Origin of the sequence: Azospirillum lipoferum (assembly GCF_024170005.1) — a bacterium.
Taxonomy (GTDB): domain Bacteria; phylum Pseudomonadota; class Alphaproteobacteria; order Azospirillales; family Azospirillaceae; genus Azospirillum; species Azospirillum lipoferum.
The window spans coordinates 185,965-206,631 of record NZ_JALJXJ010000006.1; the positions used below are offsets into that span (position 1 = coordinate 185,965).

Genomic DNA, 20,667 nt, shown 5'->3' on the forward strand with positions numbered 1-20,667 from the left:
ACCAATCCGGCGCAAGGCTGCAACCGAAAAGAAAAAGCGCGCCGCAAGGGCGCGCTTTTTCGGAGTGGGCTGGACCGGCCGCGGGGGGCGGCCGGTAGAGATCTCAACCTTTTTTGCCCTGGCCGCCATGGCTGTGCTGGCCACCTTTCTGGCCGGCTTCGGATGCACGCTCCGGGTCGTTCTTGAAGTTGCCACCCGAGGACTTTCCGCCCTTGCTACCGGCTTCGGACGCGCGTTCCGGATCATTCTTGAAGTTGCCGCCGGAATGCTGGCCGCCCGCGCTGCGCCCTTCGTTCTGGTTCGCCATGTTGGTGATTCCCATAATGTTGAAAACGCAACCACGTCCTTCCCAACAGCCTTGCCCCCGATGGGTTGCGCCGGCTCTGCCATCGGTACAGTCCGCCTGTCAGGTGCCGTCATACGAATGGCTATGCCGGCCATGGGGGCAGCGCCCTCTCGCGGCGCGGTTGCGGTTTCGGCCGTGCCGACCGATAACGGGCGGGACGGAACTGACGGGGGTGGACGGCGTGGCGGATCGGGATGACGGGCACTTTCTCGATGCATCGCCCGACAGCGCGGCGCTGTTGCGCAGCCGCGCCATCCCCTCGCTGTTCGAGGCGCTGGAAACCCAGTCCGAAGGCACGGTGGCGGTCGACCGCGACGCGCGGGTGGTGTGGATCAACGCCAAATATGCCCGCATGCTCGGCATCTCCGACCCCGCCGAGGCCATCGGCCGCGAGGTGGAGGAGATCATCCCCCATTCGCAGATGCGTCAGGTGCTGGCGACCGGCCAGCCGATCCTGCTCGACCTGATGTTGTTCGGGACGCAGCGGCTGGTGGTGACGCGTTTCCCGCTGACCGACGATGCGGGCACGGTGATCGGCGCCGTCGGCTTCGTGCTGTATGACAGCCTGCACCGGCTGAAGCCCCTTCTGGCCGAGCTGTCGCGGCTGGAAGCGGAACTGGCGGCGACCAAGCGCCGGCTCGACGAGGGGCGGCAGCCCCGTTACACGCTGCAAAGCTATGTCGGCGACAGCCCGGTCTGCCTGGAGGTCAAGCGCAAGGCACGGCTGGCCGCCCGCACCGATGCGCCGATCCTGCTGCTGGGCGAGACCGGGACCGGCAAGGAGCTGATCGCCCAGGCGATCCACGGACTGTCGGCGCGCAGCGGCCGGTCCTTCGTCGGCGTCAACGTGGCGGCGATCCCGGAAACGCTGCTCGAGGCGGAGTTCTTCGGCGCGGTGCCGGGCGCCTACACCGGGCTGGACCGCCGCGGCCGGGAAGGCCGCTTCAAGACCGCCGACGGCGGCACCCTGTTCCTCGACGAGATCGGCGACATGCCGCTGGGGCTTCAGGCCAAGCTGCTGCGCGCCTTGCAGGAGCAGGAGATCGAACCGTTGGGCTCCGACCGGCCGGTGAAGGTGGATGTGCGGGTGATCGCCGCCACCAATGTCGACCTGGAGCAGCGGATCCGCGACGGCCGCTTCCGCTCGGATCTCTATTACCGGCTGAACGTGCTGCCGATCCGCCTGCCGGCCCTGGCGGAGATGGGTGGCGGGCTGGAGGCCATCGCGGAATCGATCCTTCAGGAGATTGCCGCCCGCAGTGGCCTACCCCTGCGCGGCCTGACGCCGGAGGCGGTCGAGGTGCTGGGTCGCCACCGCTGGCCCGGCAATGTGCGCGAGCTGCGCAACGTGCTGGAGCGCGCCTGTCTGCTGACCGAGAACCGCCGTCTGACCGCCGCCGACCTTACGGAGGCGTTGCCGGATCTGGGTAAGGCCACACCGCTTGAGGTCTTGCCGGTACCGATCGGCACCACGGTCCGGGTGGAGCCGCAACAGCAGCCTCTCCCGGACTATGACCAGGCCTTCGACGAGTTTGAGCGCGGGCTGCTCGGTCGGGCACTGGCGGCCAGCGGTGGCAGGGCGACGGAAGCGGCACGGGCGCTCGGCATTTCCCGCGCCGCCTTCTACAAGAAGCTCGCCCGTCTGGGGATGCGCGCCGGCGAGTGAGGCCGGCGCGCATCCAACTCACACCGGCAGCTGCCTCATCGCCGCGACGGCGGTCATCACGCCGCGGATTTCGGCCAGACCGCGCAGGCGGCCGATCATCGGATAGCCGGGGTGGGTCGGCTTGCCCACGTCGTCCAGCAGCTCGTGGCCGTGGTCGGGGCGGAAGGGCAGGCGCCAGTTGTCGTTGCCGGCGTCCTGGCGGCGCTTCTGCTCCTCCAGCAGGGTGGTGACGACCGACACCATGTCGACGTCGCCGCCGAGATGGTCGGCCTCCTCGAAGGACCCGTCCGGATCCTTGGCGACGTTGCGCAGATGGACGAAGTGGATGTCCTCGACGAAGCGCTTGGCCATCGCCGGCACGTCGTTGGTCTGCCCGGCCCCCAGCGAGCCGGTGCAGAAGGTCAGCCCGTTGTTGGGCGACTTCACCGCGTTGATCAGGTGGGCGAGGTCGTCCTCGGTGCTGACGATGCGCGGCAGGCCGAACAGCGGGCGGGGCGGGTCGTCGGGATGGATCGCCATGCGGATGCCGACCTCTTCCGCCGTCGGGATCACCTCGCGCAGGAAGCGGGCCAGCGTCTCGCGCAGGCCGTCGGCGGTCATGCCGTTGAAGCGCGCGATCATCTTGCGCAGGCCGGGGATGTCGTAGCGGTCATAGGCGCCCGGCAGGCCGGCCATGATGTTGGTCAGCAGCTTGGCCCGGTCGCTTTCCGACGAGCGGTCGAACCACTCCTTGGCCCTGGCGAGAACCTCCGGCGAGTGGTCTTCCTCCGCACCCGGGCGTTCCAGCATGTAGACGTCGAAGGCGGCATGCTCATGGGCGTTGAAGCGCAGCGAGGTGCCGCCGCCCGGCAGCGCCGCTGCCAGCTCCGTCCGCGTCCAGTCCAGCACCGGCATGAAATTGTAGCAGATGGTGGTCACGCCGCAGGCGGCGAGGTTGCGCATCGACTGGCGGTAATTGTCGAACAGCTCGGTCAGGTCGCCTTCGCCGATCTTGATCGCCTCATGCACCGGCAGGCTTTCGGTGACGGTCCAGCTGAGGCCGAGTTCCTCGTCGGACTCGATCATCGCCTTGCGCTTCTGGATTTCCTCGACCGACCAGACCACGCCGTAGGGGATGTGGTGCAGGGCGGTGACCACGCCGGTGGCGCCGGCTTGGCGGATGTGGTTCAGCTTGATGGCGTCTTCGGGGCCAAACCAGCGCCAGGACTGTTCCATGGCTTCGAACTCCTTGGAAAGAGAGGGGGCTTTGGAAGTCTGAAGAAATCAGCGGAAAAGCAGGCTCGGCAGCCACAGCGACAGGGCCGGGATGTAGGAGACCAGGAACAGGATCAGGATGTTGCAGAGGAGGAAGGGCCAGATCGCCTTGGTGATGGCGCCCAGGGAGATCTTCGCGATGTTCGCTGCGACGAACAGGCAGACGCCGACCGGCGGGGTGGTCAGGCCGATCATCAGGTTCAGCACGGCGAAGGTGGCGAAATGGATCGGGTCGATGCCGACCTGGGTCGCCACCGCCAGCAGCGGCGGGAACAGGATGATCAACGCCGCGATCGTCTCCATGAAAGTGCCGACGATCAGCAGCAGGATGTTGATCAGCAGAATGATCAGGTACTTGTTGGTGGTCAGCGCCAGCATCGAGGCGGCGATGGCCTGCGGGATCTGCTCGCTGGTCAGGATCCAGCCGAAGACATTGGCGAGGCCCACCAGCAGGATCAGCCCGCCCGCCCCGATGGCGCTCTCCAGCAGGATCGCCGGCAACTGGCGGAGCTTGAAGCCCTTGTAGACGAACAACCCGATGACGAAGGCGTAGATCGCCGAGACGATGGAAGCCTCGGTCGGAGTGAAATAGCCGCCGACGATGCCGAACAGGATGATCGCCGTCATCAGCAGCGCCCAGAAGGCGCCGCGGCTGGCGCGCAGCAGGGCACCGAACCCCTGCCAGGGCTCGCGCGGATAGTTGCGCACCCGTGCCAGGATCCAGACCGTCAGCATCATGCCGAGGCCGAGCAGCAGGCCCGGGACGGCGCCGGCCATGAACATCTTGCCGACCGACAGGCCGGTCAGGGTGCCGACGATGATCATCGGCACGCTGGGCGGGATGATCGGACCGACGGTGGAGGCGGCGGCGGTCACCGCGGCGGCGAAGGGTGCGTCATAGCCGGACTTGCGCATCGCCGGGATCATCACCGCACCGATGGACGCCGTTTCCGCCACCGCGGTGCCGGAGATCCCGGCGAACACCATCGAGCCGGTGACGTTGGCAAGGCCGAGGCCACCGCGGATATGGCCGACCAGCCGGTTGCTGAACAGCACGATCTGATCGGTGATGCCGCCGCCGTTCATCAGGTTGCCGGCCAGCACGAAGCCGGGGATGCAGAGCAGGACGAAGCTGTCCATGCCGGCATACATGAACTGCGGAACCACCGCGAGGTCGATGTCGCTGCCGACCAGATAGACCGCCGACGCACCGCCCAGCGCGATGCCCACCGGCGCGCCCAGGATCAGCAGGACGGCGAAGGTGACGAAGAGTGCGGTGACCATCAGACGGTTTCCCCATGGCTGGGCGGCGCCGAATCGCGCCCGAGCCCGGCCAGCCGGGCGATCGAGAAGAAGGCGAGCGAGACCGGAATGATCAGCGTCACGACATAGACCCAGATCATCGGGACGTTGATGGAGCGCGCCCGCTCGCCCAGGCTGCCGACGACGTAGTCCCAGGCGCCGGGGATGATCGCGACGGCAAAGACCAGAATCGCGATGTCGACCAGCCGCGCGACGACCGTTTGCATCGGCTTGGGCAGCAGCAGGATGAACATGTCGACGTTCACCAGCTCGCCGCGCAGCAGCGCCAGCCCGCAGGAGAAGGCGACGAGATGGACCAGCGCGAAGCGGGCCACCTCCTCCGTCCAGGGCGGCGAGGGAAAGCCGGGAATGCGGCCCAGCACCTGGATGGTCACGACGATGATGAGGACGCCGACGGCCGCCAGGGTACCCCAACGGCAGAGGGCGGAGACGGCCGACACCAGGGCGGCAAAGGCGTTGCGCATGGACATGGCTCTTGCGGTTGGGGGAGGGGGACACGGCTCCGTATCCCCCTCTCTCCGCTTTCGGCGGACCGGGGGTCCGCCTGTCGCGTCAGCGCAAACAGAGTTTGCGCGTGAGCGGGGGAGAGGGGATCTTCCCCTCACTTCACCGCGAGGATTTCGTCGTAGATCGGCTTGATCTCCGGCGACAGCGCGGCGACCACGGCCGGGCGGCCCTTCTCGGCGAAGGCGGCCTTGTCGACGGCGACGAACTCCATGCCCTTGGCCTTGAGGTCGGCGGCCAGCTTGGTCTCGTCCTCGATGAACAGCTTGCGCTCGGCGGCCTGGGCAGCCTTGGCGGCTTCCATGATGGCGGCGCGCTGTTCGGCCGGCATCTTGTTCAGTTTCTTCGACCCGCCGACCAGATAGATCCAGCTGATGACGTGCTCCGTCTGGTTCACGTATTTCTGGACTTCGTAGAAGCTCGCCGACTTGATCAGCGCCAGCGGGTTCTCCTGCGCCTCGATGGTGTCGTTCTGCAGGCCGGTGAAGACCTCGGAGAAGGCCATCGGCGTCGGCTTGGCGCCCAGCCCCTGCCAGAAGGAAACGAACAGCGGCACGTTGGGAACGCGCATCTTCAGGCCGTTCAGGTCGTTCGGCGACTTGATCGGGCGCTTGCTGGTCAGGTTGCGCGGGCCGCGGGCGAAGTAGGTCAGCGGGACCAGCTGGGTCTTCTGTTCGATCGATTCGGCGATCTTCTTGCCCGGCTCGCCGGTGACGACCTTGTCCAGGTGATCCAGGTCGCGGATGGCATAGGGAACCGCCAGCAGGGCCGCGGCCGGCGCCCAGTTCTGCAGGGACTCGCCGGTGATGGTGAAGTCGATGGTGCCGAGCTGGATGCCCTTGATCAGGTCGGTTTCCTTGCCGAGCTGCTCGTTGGGGAACACCTTGACCTCGACCGCGCCATTGGTGCGCTTCGCCACTTCCTCGGCGAAGACCAGCGAGGCCTTGTGCCAGACATTGTCCTCGTTGGCGAGGTGACCGAGCTTCAGCGTCGTCTTGGCCTGGGCGCGCACGATGGCCGGTGCGGCGATGCCGCCCAGCAGCGTCGCGCCCGCGGCGAGGCCGGCGCCGAGGCCGATGCTCTTGGCCAGCGTGCGGCGCGAGATCGGGGTCTTGCTGTTCATCCTGGTGTCCCTCCGTTTCGGGCGGATCAAGTCCGCCATTGCTTGATTGGTTGGCTGCCGTCCGGCAGGCGGTCAGCTTTCGAAGTCGAGCTGGACCTTGATGGTGCTGGACGGGTCGGTTTCGATCAGCGAGAAGGCGCTCGCCGCGTCGGCGATCGGGAAGACCTGGGTGATCATCGCCGCCGGTTGCAGCTTGCCGCTTTCCAGCCAGTCGATGACCTGCGGCAGCAGGCGGCGGTTCAGGCGCGAGCCGACCAGCGTCAGTTCCTTCTTCACGATCTCCTGCTGGCTGATGTTGCAGGGGGCGGGCGAGAAGCCCAGCAGGCCGATGCGCGCCGCCGGGCTGGCGAGGCGGCAGGCCTCCTCCAGCAGCGCCGGCACTCCGGCCCCGTCGATCACCACCGTCGGGCCGAGCCCGTCATTCTCGTCGCGCACCGCATCGGGCACCGACACGCGTGAGGAATTGAGGACGACGTCGGCGCCGAACTCCTTCGCCCGCTCCAGCCGCCTGTCGTCCAGGTCGGCGACGATGCAGCGGGCGCCGTGCAGCTTGGCGACCTGCACCACCGTCAGCCCGACGGTGCCGGCGCCATAGACCAGCAGCGTGTCGTCGGCATTGATGCCGGTGCGCGACAGCACATTCGCGGCGATGGACAGCGGTTCCGCCAGCGCGGCGATCGAGATCGGCAGGTCGGAGCGCACCTTGATCGCATTGGCGGCTGGGACCACGACATGGTTGCGGAACCCGCCGTCGCGGTGGACGCCGAACACCTCCAGATTTGCGCAGACATTGGTGCGCCCGGCCCGGCAGGCATAGCAGCGGCCGCAGGACACCACCGGATCGACCACCACATGATCACCGGCGGCGACGTTGGTCACGCCGTCGCCGACCGCCTCGACGGTGCCGGCGAACTCGTGGCCGATGACACGGGGATAGACGGCGAAGGGGTTGGAGCCGTGGTAGATGTGCAGGTCCGACCCGCAGATGCCGGCACGCTGGACGCGCACCAGCACCTCCCCGGCCTTGACCGGCCCGGCAGCGGGGGCATTTTCAGGGAGGAGCGCCAGCACATGCGGCTTTTCGACGGTCAGGGCAACCACGGGAACACTCCCTACTGAAGAGGATGCTGTGAAACGGAGGTCAGGCGGTGGCGGCGACCACGGCGCGGGCGCCCTCGGCGAACAGGCGCCTGAGCGCGGCGGTCACCGGGCCGGTGAAGCGCGGGTCGCGCGGCAGATCCTCACCGAACACCGCGGTCAGGCCGAACAGCGCCTCGGCCAGCCGGTCCGGGTTTCCAGCGGTGGCGGCCGCGATCTCCGCCAGTTTGCCGGCCAGCGGATCGCGCACGTCGATGGACTGCCCCTTCTCGTCGGTGCCGGCGACGTAGCGCATCCAGGCGGCGACGGCCAAGGCCAGCCGGTCAATCGCTTCACCGGCGGCCAGCCGGTCACGGATCGGGTTCAGCAGCCGCTGCGGCAGCTTCTGCGTGCCGTCCATGGCGATCTGCCAGGTGCGGTGGCGCAGCGCCGGATTGCGGAAGCGGGTGAGCAGCGCGTCCTTGTACTGCTCCATGTCCGCACCGGGCGGCATGTGCAGGGTCGGCCCGGTCTCCTGGTCCATCAGGTTGCGGACCAGCGTGGCGAAGGCGGGATCGGCCATGGTGTCCGACACCGTCTCGTAGCCCGCCAGATAGCCGAGATAGGCGATGGTGGAGTGGCTGCCGTTCAGCAGCCGCAGCTTCATCGTCTCGTAGGGATGGACGTCGGCGACCAGTTCGACCCCCACCGTCTCCCAGGCCGGGCGGCCGGCGGGGAAGCGGTCCTCCACCACCCATTGGGTGAAGGGCTCCGTCACCACCGGCCAGGCATCCTGAACGCCGAGCGACCGGGACACGCGCGCACGGTCGGCCTCGGTGGTGGCGGGAACGATGCGGTCGACCATGCTGTTGGGGCAGGCGACCGTTTCCGCCACCCAGGCGCCGAAGGCCGGATCGCGCAATTCAGCGAAGCGGCGCAGGATGCGGGCGACGGTGTCACCGTTGCTCGGCAAATTGTCACAGCTCAGGACGGTGAAGGGCGCCAGCCCGGCGGCGCGGCGGCGGGCCAGCGCCTCGGCCAGGAAGCCGATGGCGGTGCGCGGCTTGCCCGGATTGTCGATGTCGTGACGGATGTCGGGATGGGCCTCGTTCAGCGCGCCGGTCGCCGGATCATGGCAATAGCCCTTCTCCGTCACCGTCAGGGTGACGATGCGCACCGACGGGCGGCACATCCGCTCCAGCACCGCGTCGGGATCCTCATGCGCCACCAGCAGGTCCAACAGGCAGCCGACCACCCGCAGCCGCTCGCCTTCCGCATCGCGCACCGCGACGGTGTAGAGCCCGTCCTGCGGCTCCAGCGCGTCGCGGGTGTCGGGGCTGCGCAGGCTGACCCCGGCGATGCCCCACGGCCCGAACTGCTTTCCCAGCAGGGCGTCGGTGTAGGCTGCCTGATGGGCGCGCTGGAAGGCGCCGACGCCGAGATGGACGATCCCGATGTCGAGATGCCCGCGGTCATAGCCGGGCCGCGCCACCCCAGCCGGCAGGATGGGCAGGCTGGAGACGCCCAGGCGCCGTGACGGGACGCCGGAAGGAGAGGTGTGGGACGCGGACGATTCCATGGAGGCATTTCCTTCCTGGCGAGCGGTTGGCTCACATTCTTGTATGGTAGTATGTCAATAAGCGCGGGGAAGGGCAACCCGGATTGTCACCTTAACGAACCATATAGTCCCGCTACGGACCGCCCACAGATACCGCCGGTCCCGAAATGCCGCGCAGGTCAGCGCAAGGCGGCAACCCGCGACCGGCCGCTGCTTCGCGAGGGCACCTTTTGCGTCGGCGGGGCGCTGGCGTCCTCAAGGGTGAACAGGTCGGGGAACTTGCCTTCCAGTTCGGGCAACGAGGTCAGAATCTCGCGCAGATGCAGTCCCATCGCGGCCTCCGCCTTGACGGGATCGCGGGCGACGATCGCCTCCAGCACCGCCTGATGCTGCGAGATCAGCCGGCGGATCGGCGTGGCATAGGGGACGCTGAGATAGCGGACTCGGTCCATCTGCGCCTTCGTCTCCTCGACGATGCGCCAGGCATAGTCGCACTCCGCCCCGATGGCGATGGCGCGGTGAAAGGCCTCGTCCAACTCCAGGAAGCGCACGGGAACCGGCTCGTCGGCGATATCCCACTGGGCCTTCAGGTTGTCGCGCAACTCGGCGATGCCGGCCGCCGTGATGGTCTCGCAGGCCTTGCGCACCACGGCGGTTTCCACCGCCTCGCGGACGAAGCGGGCGTCGAGCACCTGCTTGACCGAGATCTTGACGACGAAGCTGCCGCGCTGCGGACGGATGGTGAGAAGGCCTGCCTCGCTCAGCTTGATGAAAGCCTCACGCACCGGCTGGCGGCTGACGCCCAGCTGGTCGGCGATCTCCTGCTCCGACAGGGCTTGGCCGGGGCGGAACTGCATCGTCACGATGGCTTGGCGCAGCACCCGGTACACACGCCGCGCGATCGGTTCGCCGGACTCCACGTCGATCTTGTTCAGCATCGGCACGTCATGGTTTATGGCGCCTCGAAACCTGCCCGAAGGGCCGGAGAGAATAACTGGTCTATCAGGATACTACCATACCAAGTGATCGGCAAGAGTATTTCCCGCCATCCTCACTTGACCCGATGCGGATTTTCAACGGAAGATCTTCCAGATCAAAGAGTCCTCGTCAGAGTTCCACAAACAAACCGTCGGCAGGTAAAAACTGGAATTACGGGAACCCCGTTCAAGATCATGGTGTTGGTATCAAAACCTTGAGCGGGGGCAGGCACGGAATCGGCCTTACGCCGCCGGACGCTTCCCGCGGCCGACGATCTGGGTCGGGTTGACGAAACGCAGGGCGACGATCAGCCAGACCAGCGTGGTCGCCATATAGATGACCGCCATGGCGTCGATCGACTGCACCGCCCGAACGCCGGAGGCGAACACCGCGTAATAGAGCGCTACCACCAGGGTCTGGCTGCCGGGTCCGGAGACCAGGAAGGTCAGTTCGAACATGCCGATGGTCCGCACCAGCACCAGCAGCAGCGCCGCCAGCACACCCGGCATCAGCATCGGCACCAGCACATGGACGAACATCTGGAAGATGTTGGCGCCGAAGACTCGGGCCGCCGCTTCGGTGCGCGGATCGATCTGCTCGATGAAGGGGATCATCACCAGAACCACGAAGGGCACGGTCGGCACCAGATTGGCCAGGATGACGCCGGTCAGCGTGCCGCCCAGCCCCGCCTTGTAGAGCACCGTCGCCAGCGGGATGCCGTAGGTGATCGGCGGAACCAGCAGGGGCAACAGCAACAGCAGCATCACCGCCCGCTTGGCCGGAAACTCGCGCCGCGCCAGCGCATAGGCGGCGGGCACCCCCAGCAGGCCGGACAGCAGGACCACTGCCCCGACCGCCTGGAAGGTGACCCACAGCACGTCACCCAGCTGGAATTCGTCCCAGGCGGCGAAATACCAGCGGGTGGTGAAGCCCGCCGGCAACCAGGTGCCGAGCCAGCGGGTCGCCACCGAGGAGGTCAGCACCGAGGCGATCAGCCCCATGAGATTGACCAGGAACAGCCCGATCACCGCCCAGACGGCGAAGACCCAAAGGCGGGACATGATGGATTTCTGCATTGCCGCCTCTCCTCAGCCTTTGGCGCCCGCGGCGGGGCCGCGGTAGAACAGCGAGCGGCAACCCAGGACCGCCACGACCACCAGCAATTGGACCGCCCCCATGATCATCGCGATGGCCGAGGCCATGGAGTAGTCGTACTCCTCGAACGCGGCCTGGTAGGCGGCGATGGAGATGACACGGGTGGCATTGGCCGGATCGCCGACCAGCACCGCCGACGGCAACACCGAGTAAGCCTGGACGAAGGACAGGCAGAAGGTGATGGCGAGGCCGGGCACCAGCAGTGGCAGGAAGACCTCGCGGAAGCGGGCCGCCGGCCCGGCGCCCAGCGTCGCCGCCGCATTCTCCAGCGACGGGTCGATGCCGGTGACGTAGGACAGCGTCAGCAGGAAGGTGAAGGGGAAGCCGGTCAGCACCAGCGAGATGAAGACGCCCCAATAGCCGTTCAGAACGGAAACCGGGCTGGACAGCAGTCCGGCGGCCATCAGGATGCGGTTGAACCAGCCCTGCGGCCCGAAATAGAACAGCATGCCTTCGGCGACCAGCACGGTGCCCAGCGTGATCGGCAGCACCAGCAGGGTGGTCAGCAGCCGCTGGCGCCGCATCAGCCGCACCCGGAAGGCGATCGGGATCGCGATCAGCAGGTTCAGCAGCGTCACCGGGAAGGCCAGCCGCAGCGTCTTGAAGATGGTGCCGTAGAGGAACGGATCACTGAAGAATCTGGCATAGTTGCCGAACAGCGACCCGTCCTTGGGCTGGAAGGACAGCACCAGCCCGTACAGGAACGGGTAGATGAACAGCCCCAGGATCAGTGCCACGCAGGGCAGCACCAGCAGGGTCGCCCCGTCGATGCCGCGGGCGGCCAGCCGCTGGCGCAGGGTCGGCCCCTCGGCCCGGCCTTCCATGACGGCGCTCATCGCGCGTCCCCGAACACCAGCACGCGGCCGGCATCGGCGCCGAGCCGGACGGCGGCCCCCCGCTGCAGCGGGTAGGGGGAGGCGAAATGCAGCTCGGTCCCCGACGCGGTGACGCCGACGCCGTGGAAGCCGCGCCCGCGATACTCCACCGCCTCCACCCGTACGGGGATGCCGCTGTCGGTGCCGGTCGGCTCAAGATCGTCGGGACGGATCGCCGCGACGGCCGCCCTGCCGGAGGACGCCGCGCGCATCCGGCCGCGGATCACCGTGCCCTCGATGTCGAGCAGGGCATCCTCGCCCTCCATCCCGACCAGTTCGCCATTGACCCGGTTGCGGAAACCCATGAAGTCGGCGACGTCGAGATGGGCGGGCAGGGCGTACAGCTCCGCCGGGGTGCCGACCTGACGGATGGCGCCGTCGCGCAGGACGACGATGCGGTCGGCCAGCGACAGCGCCTCCTCCTGGTCGTGGGTGACGTAGATGGTGGTGGAGCCGAGCGACTGGTGGATGCGGCGGATTTCCTGGCGCATCTCCAGCCTCAGCTTGGCGTCCAGGTTGGATAGCGGCTCGTCCATCAGCACCAGCGGCGGCTCGACCACGATGGCGCGGGCGATGGCGACGCGCTGCTGCTGACCGCCGGAAAGCTGACCGGGCAGCTTTCCCGCCTGCGATTCCAGCCGCACCGCCGCCAGGGCGGCGTCGACGCGCTTTTCCAGCTCCGGCTTCGGCACGCCGCGCATGCGCAGGCCGAAGCCGATGTTCTTCCGCACGGTCATGTGCGGGAACAGGGCGTAATTCTGGAAGACCATGCCGAAGCCGCGCTCTTCCGGCCGCAGCACGTCGACCCGGCGGTCATCCAGCATGATCCGGCCGCCGCTGACCGGCAGCAGGCCGGCGATGCAGTTCAGCGCGGTGGTCTTGCCGCAGCCCGACGGGCCGAGCAGGGCGATGAACTCGCCCCGCTCGATGGTCAGGTCCAACCCTTTCAGCGCCGTGAAGGCGTCGAACTCCCGCCTCACTCCCTGAAGGTGCAGTTGCTTGAAGGTGGCGGGTCCGACGGTCATTCCGGGGTCCTGTGGCTGGATGAGGCGCATTCGTCGGAGGCATCCTTCGCCCGGTCTCGAGCGAAGGATGCCTCCGTTTCACGTCGTCGGCTGTAGAACGGTCACTTGCCCGTTACTTGCCCTTGCGCGCGCCGATCTCCTCGTCCCAGCGGCGGAAGGCCTGGACCAGCTTGTCGGCGGCGAGCGGCAGTTCGATGGGGTTGTCGGCGATCAGCTTGTCGTAGGACGGGCGGCCGAACTCGGCGATGGCGTCCTGGCTTTCCTTCGGCGCCATGGCGAGCGTCACGCCCTTCACCGCCGGGCCGGGATAGAAATAGCCCTCGTCATAGGTGTAGGCCTGCTGCGCCGGGGTCAGCAGATGGTTCATCAGGTCCAGAAGGACGGCCAGCTTCTCCGCCGAAACGCCCTTGGGGATGCACATGTAATGGGCGTCGGCGACCCAGCGGAAATTCTCCACCGCGAAGACCTCGGCCGACTTCGGCACCACGCCGAGCACCCGCGGGTTGATGTCCCAGCCGGTGGTCGACGCGATGATGTCGAGCGAGCCTTCGCCCAGCGCCTTCATGGTCGGGGTGGTGCCGGCCGGATAGGCCTCGATGGTCTCGCCCAGTTCGCGCAGGTAGGCCCAGGTCTTCTCCCAGCCATTGACCGGATCCTTCGGGTCCTTGTCGCCCAGGATGTAGGGCAAGCCCATCAGGAAGGTGCGGCCGGGACCGGAGTTGGCCGGGCGGGCATAGGCGAAGCGCTTCGGGTTGGCCTTGGCCCAGGCCAGCAGCTCCGCCGCGGTCTTCGGCACCTGCTTCACCCGCTCCGGCGCATATTCGAACAGCGGACCGGAGGGGTAGTAGGTGACGACCACGCCCTGGCCTTCGGCGAGGCCCTGCATGCGGGCGGCCGGCTCCAGATAGATGTCGGACAGCTTCGGCAGGTCGCCGGCGCGGTCCGGCAGCAGATTGACCCACAGCTTCTGGTCGATGCCGGCGGACAGCACGTCGGTGCCGGTCAGCACCAGATCGATGTCAACCCGGTTGGCGTCCTGCTGCGCCTTCAGCTTGCCGGGAAGCTCCGGTGCCGGCGCCTTGGAGAAGACGATGCGCGAGGCCCAGTCGGGCTTGGCCTTGCGGTAATTCTCGATCGCCTTCTGGGTCAGCGCCAGATTGCCCGCGACGTCCACCACGTTCAGCGTGACCGGGCTCGCCGGCTTCTGCAAGGCCGCGAACACCGGCCGGCCGGCGGCCAGCAAACCGGCGGTGCCGGCGGATGCCGCAAGGAAGCCGCGTCTTGAAATCCCGAGGTCGATCATTGGAGTCCCTCCCGTTCAGGCTTTTTTGAATGTGGCCGGCATGCTGGAAGCGGCCGGCGCCCCAAGGGCCCGGCCGAACTGTGGCTGATGTCGCGGAAGATGCGGATAATCCGTAATCCGTCCGAATGCTAGTATGGTAGCCGGAGGCCCGCAAGCCGAAACTTGTATGGTAGTGCCCGGAGCACACGATTTTGTGTAGGAGGCGGCGGTTGGCCAGGCAAATGTGCAACGTCTTATGCGACGTCGCATTTCTCAGCGCTGCGACTTTTGGAAATCATTTCGCACCAGCACACGGACGGTTGAAACTTCTGACAGAATGGGCATGCTGTCGCCGATGGTCTGACCACTTCGCGTGCAGGGGCGCCCCCTGCCCGGAAAATGATCATCCCCGTTCGCGCGTCGCCCGTATCCGTCCATCCTCGACCAGGAAACCGTCGCCCATGTCCGCCATCGTGCTGCAGGAAAGCTCCGAGACGAAGGACCAGCCGCTCCGCGAAGACATCCGCCTGCTGGGGCGCATCCTGGGCGACACCGTCCGCAGCCAGGAAGGGGAGGCGGTGTTCGACATCGTCGAGCGCATCCGCCAGACCTCCATCCGCTTCCACCGCGAAGAGGACCAGGGCGCCCGCAAGGAACTGGAAGGCATCCTGAACAGCCTGTCGCCGCCGCAGACGGCGCGGGTGGTGCGGGCCTACAGCTTCTTCTCGCACCTCGCCAACATCGCCGAGGACCAGCACCACATCCGCCGCACCCGTGCCCACGCGCTCGCCGGTTCGGCCGCACGCGACGGCACCATGGCCCATGCGCTGGACGAGGCGGCGAAGGCCGGCGTCACCACCCAGCAGTTGAAGGAGTTCTTCGACGGCGCGCTGGTCAGCCCGGTGCTGACCGCCCACCCGACCGAGGTGCAGCGCAAGAGCATCCTGACCGTGCAGATGCAGGTCGCCAAGCTGCTGGCCGAGCGCGACCACGGGCCGATGACGCCGGAGGAGGAGGAGATCAACCTCGAATCGCTCCAGCGTGCCGTGCTGACCCTGTGGCAGACCGCGATCCTGCGCGCCACCAAGCTGGCGGTGACGGACGAGGTGGCCAACGGCCTGACCTTCTACGACTACACCTTCCTGCGCGAGATGCCGCGCTTCTACGCCCAGCTGGAAGACCATCTGCGCAGGACCGATCCGTCCTGGACGACGACGGAGCTGCCGTCCTTCCTGCGCATGGGCAGCTGGATCGGCGGCGACCGCGACGGCAACCCCTTCGTCACCGCCCCCGTGCTGCGTCAGGCGATGCGGATGCAGAGCACCCGTGCCCTGCAATTCTATCTGGACGAGCTGCATACGCTGGGGTCGGAGCTGTCGCTCAGCACCCGCGTCATCGACGTGTCGGAGCCGCTGCGCCAGCTGGCCGAACGCTCGCCCGATCCCTCGCCGCACCGCAAGATGGAGCCGTACCGCCGCGCCATCTCCGGCATCTATGCGCGGGTCGCCGCGACCTTGCGGACGCTGGACGGGCTGGAGGCGCCGCGCCACGCCGTGGGCGACGCGCCGCCCTACCTGGCCCCGGCGGAATTCCGCGCCGATCTCGACATCATCGACCGCTCGCTGACCGTCAACGGCTCGGCCGCACTCGCCAAGGGCCGGCTGCGCCATCTGCGCCGGGCGGTGGACCTGTTCGGCTTCCATCTGGCCAGCATCGACCTGCGCCAGAATTCCGACGTGCATGAGCGGTCCGTGGCGGAGCTGCTGTCCTTCGCCGACGCCGGCGTCGACTACACGGCGCTGTCGGAGGACGAGCGGATCGAGCTGCTGGTCCGCGAGCTGGAGACCAACCGGCCGCTGGCCTCGCGCTACGCCGATTATTCGGAGGAAACCAACTCCGAACTCGACATCCTGCGCACCGCCGCCGATGCCCGCGCCCGCTTCGGCGCCGATGCGGTGGTGAACTGCGTCATCTCCAAGACCGACGGCGTGTCGGACATCCTGGAGGTCGCCGTCCTGCTGAAGGAAGCCGGGCTGCTGCGGCCGAAGGACAAGGCGCTGGACCTGAACATCGCCCCGCTGTTCGAGACGATCGGCGACCTGCGCAACTGCGCCGCCACCATGGACCGGCTGCTGTCGATCCCGACCTACCGGCGCTTCCTGGAAAGCCGCGGCAATCTGCAGGAGGTGATGCTCGGCTATTCGGACAGCAACAAGGACGGCGGGTTCCTCACCTCCGGCTGGGAGCTGTACAAGGCCGAGATCGCGCTGGTCGAGGTGTTCGCCAAGCATGGCGTGCGGCTGCGGCTGTTCCACGGTCGCGGCGGTTCGGTCGGCCGCGGCGGCGGACCCAGCTATCAGGCGATCCTGGCCCAGCCGGCCGGCGCCGTGCAGGGCGCCATCCGCATCACCGAGCAGGGCGAGGTCATCGCCGGCAAGTACTCCAACCCGGAGGTCGGCCGCCGCAACCTGGAAACGCTGGCGGCGGCGACGCTGGAAGCCACGCTGCTGCACCCGGAATCGGCAGCGCCCTGCACCGACCTGTTCCTCCAGACCATGGAGGAGCTGTCGGAGCATGCCTTCAAGGCCTATCGCGGTCTGGTCTACGAGACCGAGGGCTTCGAGAAGTATTTCTGGGAATCGACGGTGATCGGCGAGATCGCCAACCTCAACATCGGCAGCCGCCCGGCCTCGCGCAAGAAATCGACCAGCATCGAGGATCTGCGCGCCATTCCCTGGGTGTTCAGCTGGGCGCAGTGCCGCCTGATGCTGCCGGGCTGGTACGGCTTCGGGTCGGCGGTGAAGGCCTATCTGGCCCAGCATCCCGACGGGATGGAGCGGCTGCGCGCCATGCACCGCGATTGGGGCTTCTTCAGCACGCTGCTGTCCAACATGGACATGGTGCTGTCCAAGTCGAACATCGCCATCGCATCGCGCTATGCCGGGCTGGTGTCGGATCCGGCGCTGCGCGACGCCATCTTCTCCCGCATCCGGGCGGAGTGGCAGGACAGCATCGATGCCCTGCTGGCGATCACCGAGCAGTCGGCCCTGCTGGAGAAGAACCCGCTGCTGGCGCGGTCGATCCGCAACCGCTTCCCCTATCTGGACCCGCTGAACCATGTCCAGGTCGAACTGCTGAAGCGTCACCGCACCAGCGACAGCGGCGAGCAGATCGCCCGCGGCATCCATCTGACCATCAACGGCATCGCTGCCGGCCTGCGCAACAGCGGCTGACCACAGCGCACTCCCAACTACCGCAGCGCAGCGGCGGGCGACGTTCCGCCGCATGGTTGCCGACAAAAACGCCCTTCCTCCCCCGCGAGGAAGGGCGTTTTATGTTTGTGGGAAAATGGGTTGGTCCGCCTTGCCCTCTTCTTGTGCATTGCACGGTCAACTCTTCGCCGTCGCAAAAGAAAGCTTGGCTATTGGCATGGATGCCAAAATAAGTCACGGCGGATCTGCCGAAAATCACAGTTGATCGTCGATGAGTATTTTGATACCTCATGCCTCCCCGAGAGGAGAAATGGTATGACCACTCAGTCACAGCAGCAGCAAATGGCCCAGCCGCACCAGCAGCGGGCGACCACCAACACCCAGGGCAGCAATCCCGGCACCCAGGGCGGAGCGACCGACACTCACGAGGAATTCTGCGGCGGCGCCTGTGGTGCCGGTGCCGGCGCCGCGGTGATCTGGCGTCCGATCACGGTCGAGACCCGGCGCTGACCAGCGACGGTCCTGGCATAGGAAAAGCCCCTCTCCGCTGACGGAAGAGGGGCTTTTTCTTTCAGGTCACTCTTTCAGATCTCTACTTCAGATCTCTGCGGCTTCGGCAGGCCGATCATCCCGCCCGCATGCGGTTGACCAGACTGTCGACCTGGGACCCCAGCGAGCGCACCTCGTCCGCGACGGTGGAGGAGGCGGTCAGCACGCGGGTGGCGGACTCGCCGGATTCCGCCGCGGCGCGGGCGACGGAATCGATGTTGCGCCGGACATGCTGGGTGCCGTCGGCAGCCTCACCCACATTGCGGGCGATCTCGCGGGTGGCCGCACTTTGCTGTTCGACCGCGGCGGCAACGGTGGCGGCGATCTCGTTGATTTCGCGGATGGTGCCGGCGATGGAGCGGATGGCATCCACGGCATCCTGGGTCACCGCCTGCATCGCCTGGATCTGGCTGGAGATCTCCTCCGTCGCCTTGCCGGTCTGGTTGGCGAGGCTCTTCACCTCGCTCGCCACGACGGCGAAGCCCTTGCCGGCTTCACCGGCGCGGGCGGCCTCGATGGTCGCATTCAGCGCCAGCAGGTTGGTCTGGCTGGCGATGTCGTTGATCAGCTGCACCACCTCGCCGATCTTGTTGGCCGACTGCGACAGCCCCTCCACCGTGCGGTCGGTGCGTTCGGCCTCGGTCGCCGCCTTGCGGGCGATCTGGCTGGAGGCGTGGACCTGGCTGCCGATCTCCTGGATGGAGGCCGACAGTTCCTCCGTCGCGGCGGCGACCGCCTTGACGCTGCCTTCGGCCTGCTGGGAGGTGGTGGCGGCGGTCGCGGCCTCGCCGGTGGTGGCCTCGGCGTTGCGGCTCATGCGCTGGGCCATGTCCTGCATCTCGCCGGCGGCGCGGGCGACGCGGTCGAGCACGCCGCGGACGCTGCTTTCGAAATTCTCCGCCATCTCGACCATGGCGCGGCGGCGTTCGCCGGCGGCCCGGCTGCGTTCGGCCTCTGCCCGCGCGTTGGCGGCGCTCGCCTCGTTGGCGGTGTCGCGGAACACCATCAGGGCGCGCGTCATGTCGCCGATCTCGTCCGAACCGGCGGCGGGGATCGGCGCATTCAGGTTACCGGCGGCAATCGCCCGCATGGCGTCGGAGAGCGCGCTCAACCGGGCGACGATGTTGCGGCCGACCACGAACCAGGCCAGCGCCGCGGCACCGATCAGGCTGGCGACCGCGAACAGGATCAGCACCTTGCGGCCGGCCGACAGCGCGTCGGTCGCCCCGGCGGCGGCGGTGTCCGCCTCCCGCTTCATCGCGGTGATCTGGTCATCGATCATGCCGGCGAACTGCTGGGCGATCTGGCGGTTCTCCGTCAGGACCTTCTCGTTCTCGGCAGCGGCGTCGAGTTCGGAGCGGCGCAGCTTGAACAGGCTGTTGTCGCCCTTGCCGAAGCCGGCCAGAAGCTCGGCGCTCCTCACCAGCTTCGGCAGCCCGTCGTCGCCGGCGGCCTGGAGAGTCTTCAGCCGCTCCTCCATCGCCTTGGCGGCGGCGGCGAAGCGGGTTTCCAGCATGGACAGCCGGTCGGCGCTGGGCGCCTGCGTCGCTTCGTTCAGCGCGCCGACGGTGGCGGCGGCGTAGGTCGACAGCTCCAGATATGTGCGGAAGCGGGCCAAACCGTCGCCCAGCAGATCCTGCATGGAATCGCGTGTCTGCGAGCGGACGTTGACGCTCGACAGCTTGATCTCGGCCTTCAGCCGCATCAGCGGCGATTCCATCTGATCCAGCAAATTCGCCTGCCGTCGGGCGGCATCGGCCAGGACCTCGGTCGTCTTCTGGCGGATGGCGTCGCGTTCGGCGCTGCCGACCGGCAGTTCCAGCGCCTTGCGGCGCATGTCGAAGACGCCGTCGGCACCGTCACCCAACTGGAAGAAGGCGTCCAGCCCGTCGGAGGTCTCCTTGCCCAGCCGGCTGCCGACCTGGGCGGTGGCGCTGACCATCCGGGCGGCCGCTTCCAGATAGTTCTGCTGGAATTGCGTGATGGCGAAGGCGGTTTCGGCGCCGCCGGCGCGGGTCAGCGATTCAGACGCAATGCCCAGGTCACCGCGCACCTCGTACATGGTGATCAGCGAGCGGACGGCGTCGCCCAGCGCGTTCATGTCGCGCTCGGTGCTGCTGTCCAGCGTTTCGCCTTTGCTGCGCAGGGTGGCACCGGACCGTTCGGTCAAGGGAGCGAGATTGGCGAGGAAGGCGTCGTAGGACTTGGCCAGGTCGACCGCCATCGTCTCGCGCGTGCCGCGGACGGACAGGCGCAGGTTGGCGGCGGCGTTGCCACGCTCCAGCGTCGCGATCAGTCCCTGGGTTTTACCGCGCAGCTCGCCGATCCGCGGATCGCCGGACCGGTGGCTCGCCAACTCTTCGACCAAGGAGTTCAGGGCTTTACCGTTGCCCATGATTTCGCCATAGACGCGCTCGCGCTCGCTCTGGCTTTCCGCGGCGGCCAGCACCGGGGCAGCGGCGGCGATGCCGCTGCTCTCACCGGACAGGCGCTTCGCCAGCTCCATCTCCGGCAGGCCGGTGCCGACGATCTGCGTCAACGGCCATTCCACTGCGGAGAAGGAGAACAGTCCGACCCCGCTGGCGGCGACCGTCATGCCGGCCATGCCGGCGAAGGCGAGCAGAAGCTTGCCGCGCACCCCCAACCGGCGGCCGCCTGCTGCACCGGTTGGGCGCTCTGGTATCGAGGTGTCGTCGCGCGCGTCCATCGTCATATGAGTCCTGCTCCCCGGAAAATGCAT

16 protein-coding genes are annotated in these 20,667 nt (G+C 67.5%); 3 read left to right on the forward strand and 13 right to left on the reverse strand.

Features of this window, described 5'->3' with window-relative positions:
- Positions 1–103: 103 nt before the first annotated feature.
- A complete protein-coding gene (locus tag J2848_RS15365) occupies positions 104–307 on the reverse strand; it encodes a con-10 family general stress protein (RefSeq protein WP_211103157.1) in 204 nt (67 codons plus the stop codon).
- A 220-nt stretch (positions 308–527) separates the two neighbouring features.
- On the opposite strand from J2848_RS15365, the gene J2848_RS15370 reads away from it, so the two are divergent.
- On the forward strand, positions 528–2,012 hold the full coding sequence (locus tag J2848_RS15370; RefSeq protein ID WP_149231900.1) for a sigma-54 interaction domain-containing protein: 1,485 nt from the start codon (positions 528–530) through the stop codon (positions 2,010–2,012).
- An 18-nt stretch (positions 2,013–2,030) separates the two neighbouring features.
- Here the strand turns inward: J2848_RS15370 and uxuA are convergent, their stop codons facing one another.
- The 11 genes from uxuA to J2848_RS15425 form a co-directional block, all read right to left on the reverse strand.
- Positions 2,031–3,227, reverse strand: coding sequence for a mannonate dehydratase (gene uxuA / locus J2848_RS15375; RefSeq protein ID WP_149231899.1), 1,197 nt, complete (start codon positions 3,225–3,227; stop codon positions 2,031–2,033).
- A 48-nt stretch (positions 3,228–3,275) separates the two neighbouring features.
- Positions 3,276–4,550 carry a TRAP transporter large permease gene (locus J2848_RS15380; protein WP_149231898.1) on the reverse strand — a complete coding sequence of 425 codons (1,275 nt, stop codon included), beginning with the start codon at positions 4,548–4,550 and terminating at the stop codon, positions 3,276–3,278.
- On the reverse strand, positions 4,550–5,053 hold the full coding sequence (locus tag J2848_RS15385; RefSeq protein WP_149231897.1) for a TRAP transporter small permease: 504 nt from the start codon (positions 5,051–5,053) through the stop codon (positions 4,550–4,552). Before J2848_RS15385 ends, J2848_RS15380 begins: the two co-directional genes overlap by 1 nt.
- A 137-nt stretch (positions 5,054–5,190) precedes the next feature.
- Positions 5,191–6,216, reverse strand: a complete 1,026-nt coding sequence (locus tag J2848_RS15390) for a TRAP transporter substrate-binding protein (RefSeq protein WP_149231896.1) — start codon at positions 6,214–6,216, stop codon at positions 5,191–5,193.
- A 72-nt stretch (positions 6,217–6,288) separates the two neighbouring features.
- Positions 6,289–7,317 carry a Zn-dependent oxidoreductase gene (locus J2848_RS15395; protein WP_149231895.1) on the reverse strand — a complete coding sequence of 343 codons (1,029 nt, stop codon included), beginning with the start codon at positions 7,315–7,317 and terminating at the stop codon, positions 6,289–6,291.
- Positions 7,318–7,357: 40 nt separating this feature from the next.
- Positions 7,358–8,872, reverse strand: coding sequence for a mannitol dehydrogenase family protein (locus J2848_RS15400; RefSeq protein WP_149231894.1), 1,515 nt, complete (start codon positions 8,870–8,872; stop codon positions 7,358–7,360).
- A gap of 158 nt (positions 8,873–9,030) precedes the next feature.
- Complete coding sequence (locus tag J2848_RS15405) at positions 9,031–9,789, reverse strand: GntR family transcriptional regulator (protein WP_149231893.1); 759 nt, start codon at positions 9,787–9,789, stop codon at positions 9,031–9,033.
- 282 nt (positions 9,790–10,071) lie between these two features.
- A complete protein-coding gene (locus J2848_RS15410) occupies positions 10,072–10,905 on the reverse strand; it encodes an ABC transporter permease (RefSeq protein WP_109865142.1) in 834 nt (277 codons plus the stop codon).
- A 12-nt stretch (positions 10,906–10,917) separates the two neighbouring features.
- Positions 10,918–11,820, reverse strand: a complete 903-nt coding sequence (locus tag J2848_RS15415) for an ABC transporter permease (RefSeq protein WP_211103156.1) — start codon at positions 11,818–11,820, stop codon at positions 10,918–10,920.
- Positions 11,817–12,884 (reverse strand): ABC transporter ATP-binding protein, encoded by a 1,068-nt coding sequence (locus J2848_RS15420; RefSeq protein WP_149231892.1) that lies wholly within the window; start codon positions 12,882–12,884, stop codon positions 11,817–11,819. Before J2848_RS15420 ends, J2848_RS15415 begins: the two co-directional genes overlap by 4 nt.
- Positions 12,885–12,996: 112 nt before the next feature.
- Positions 12,997–14,187: an extracellular solute-binding protein gene (locus tag J2848_RS15425; protein ID WP_149231891.1), complete on the reverse strand. Its 1,191-nt coding sequence runs from the start codon at positions 14,185–14,187 to the stop codon at positions 12,997–12,999.
- Between the two features lie 440 nt (positions 14,188–14,627).
- Between J2848_RS15425 and ppc the strand changes: the two genes are divergently transcribed.
- Together ppc and J2848_RS15435 are read left to right on the forward strand one after the other, a co-directional pair.
- On the forward strand, positions 14,628–17,399 hold the full coding sequence (gene ppc / locus J2848_RS15430) for a phosphoenolpyruvate carboxylase (protein ID WP_149231890.1): 2,772 nt from the start codon (positions 14,628–14,630) through the stop codon (positions 17,397–17,399).
- Between the two features lie 294 nt (positions 17,400–17,693).
- Entirely contained in the window at positions 17,694–17,888 is a 195-nt protein-coding gene (locus J2848_RS15435) for a hypothetical protein (RefSeq protein WP_149231889.1), read from the forward strand.
- Between the two features lie 115 nt (positions 17,889–18,003).
- On the opposite strand, the gene J2848_RS15440 is transcribed toward J2848_RS15435, so the two are convergent.
- Positions 18,004–20,640, reverse strand: a complete 2,637-nt coding sequence (locus J2848_RS15440) for a methyl-accepting chemotaxis protein (RefSeq protein WP_149231888.1) — start codon at positions 20,638–20,640, stop codon at positions 18,004–18,006.
- Between the last annotated feature and the right edge of the window lie 27 nt (positions 20,641–20,667).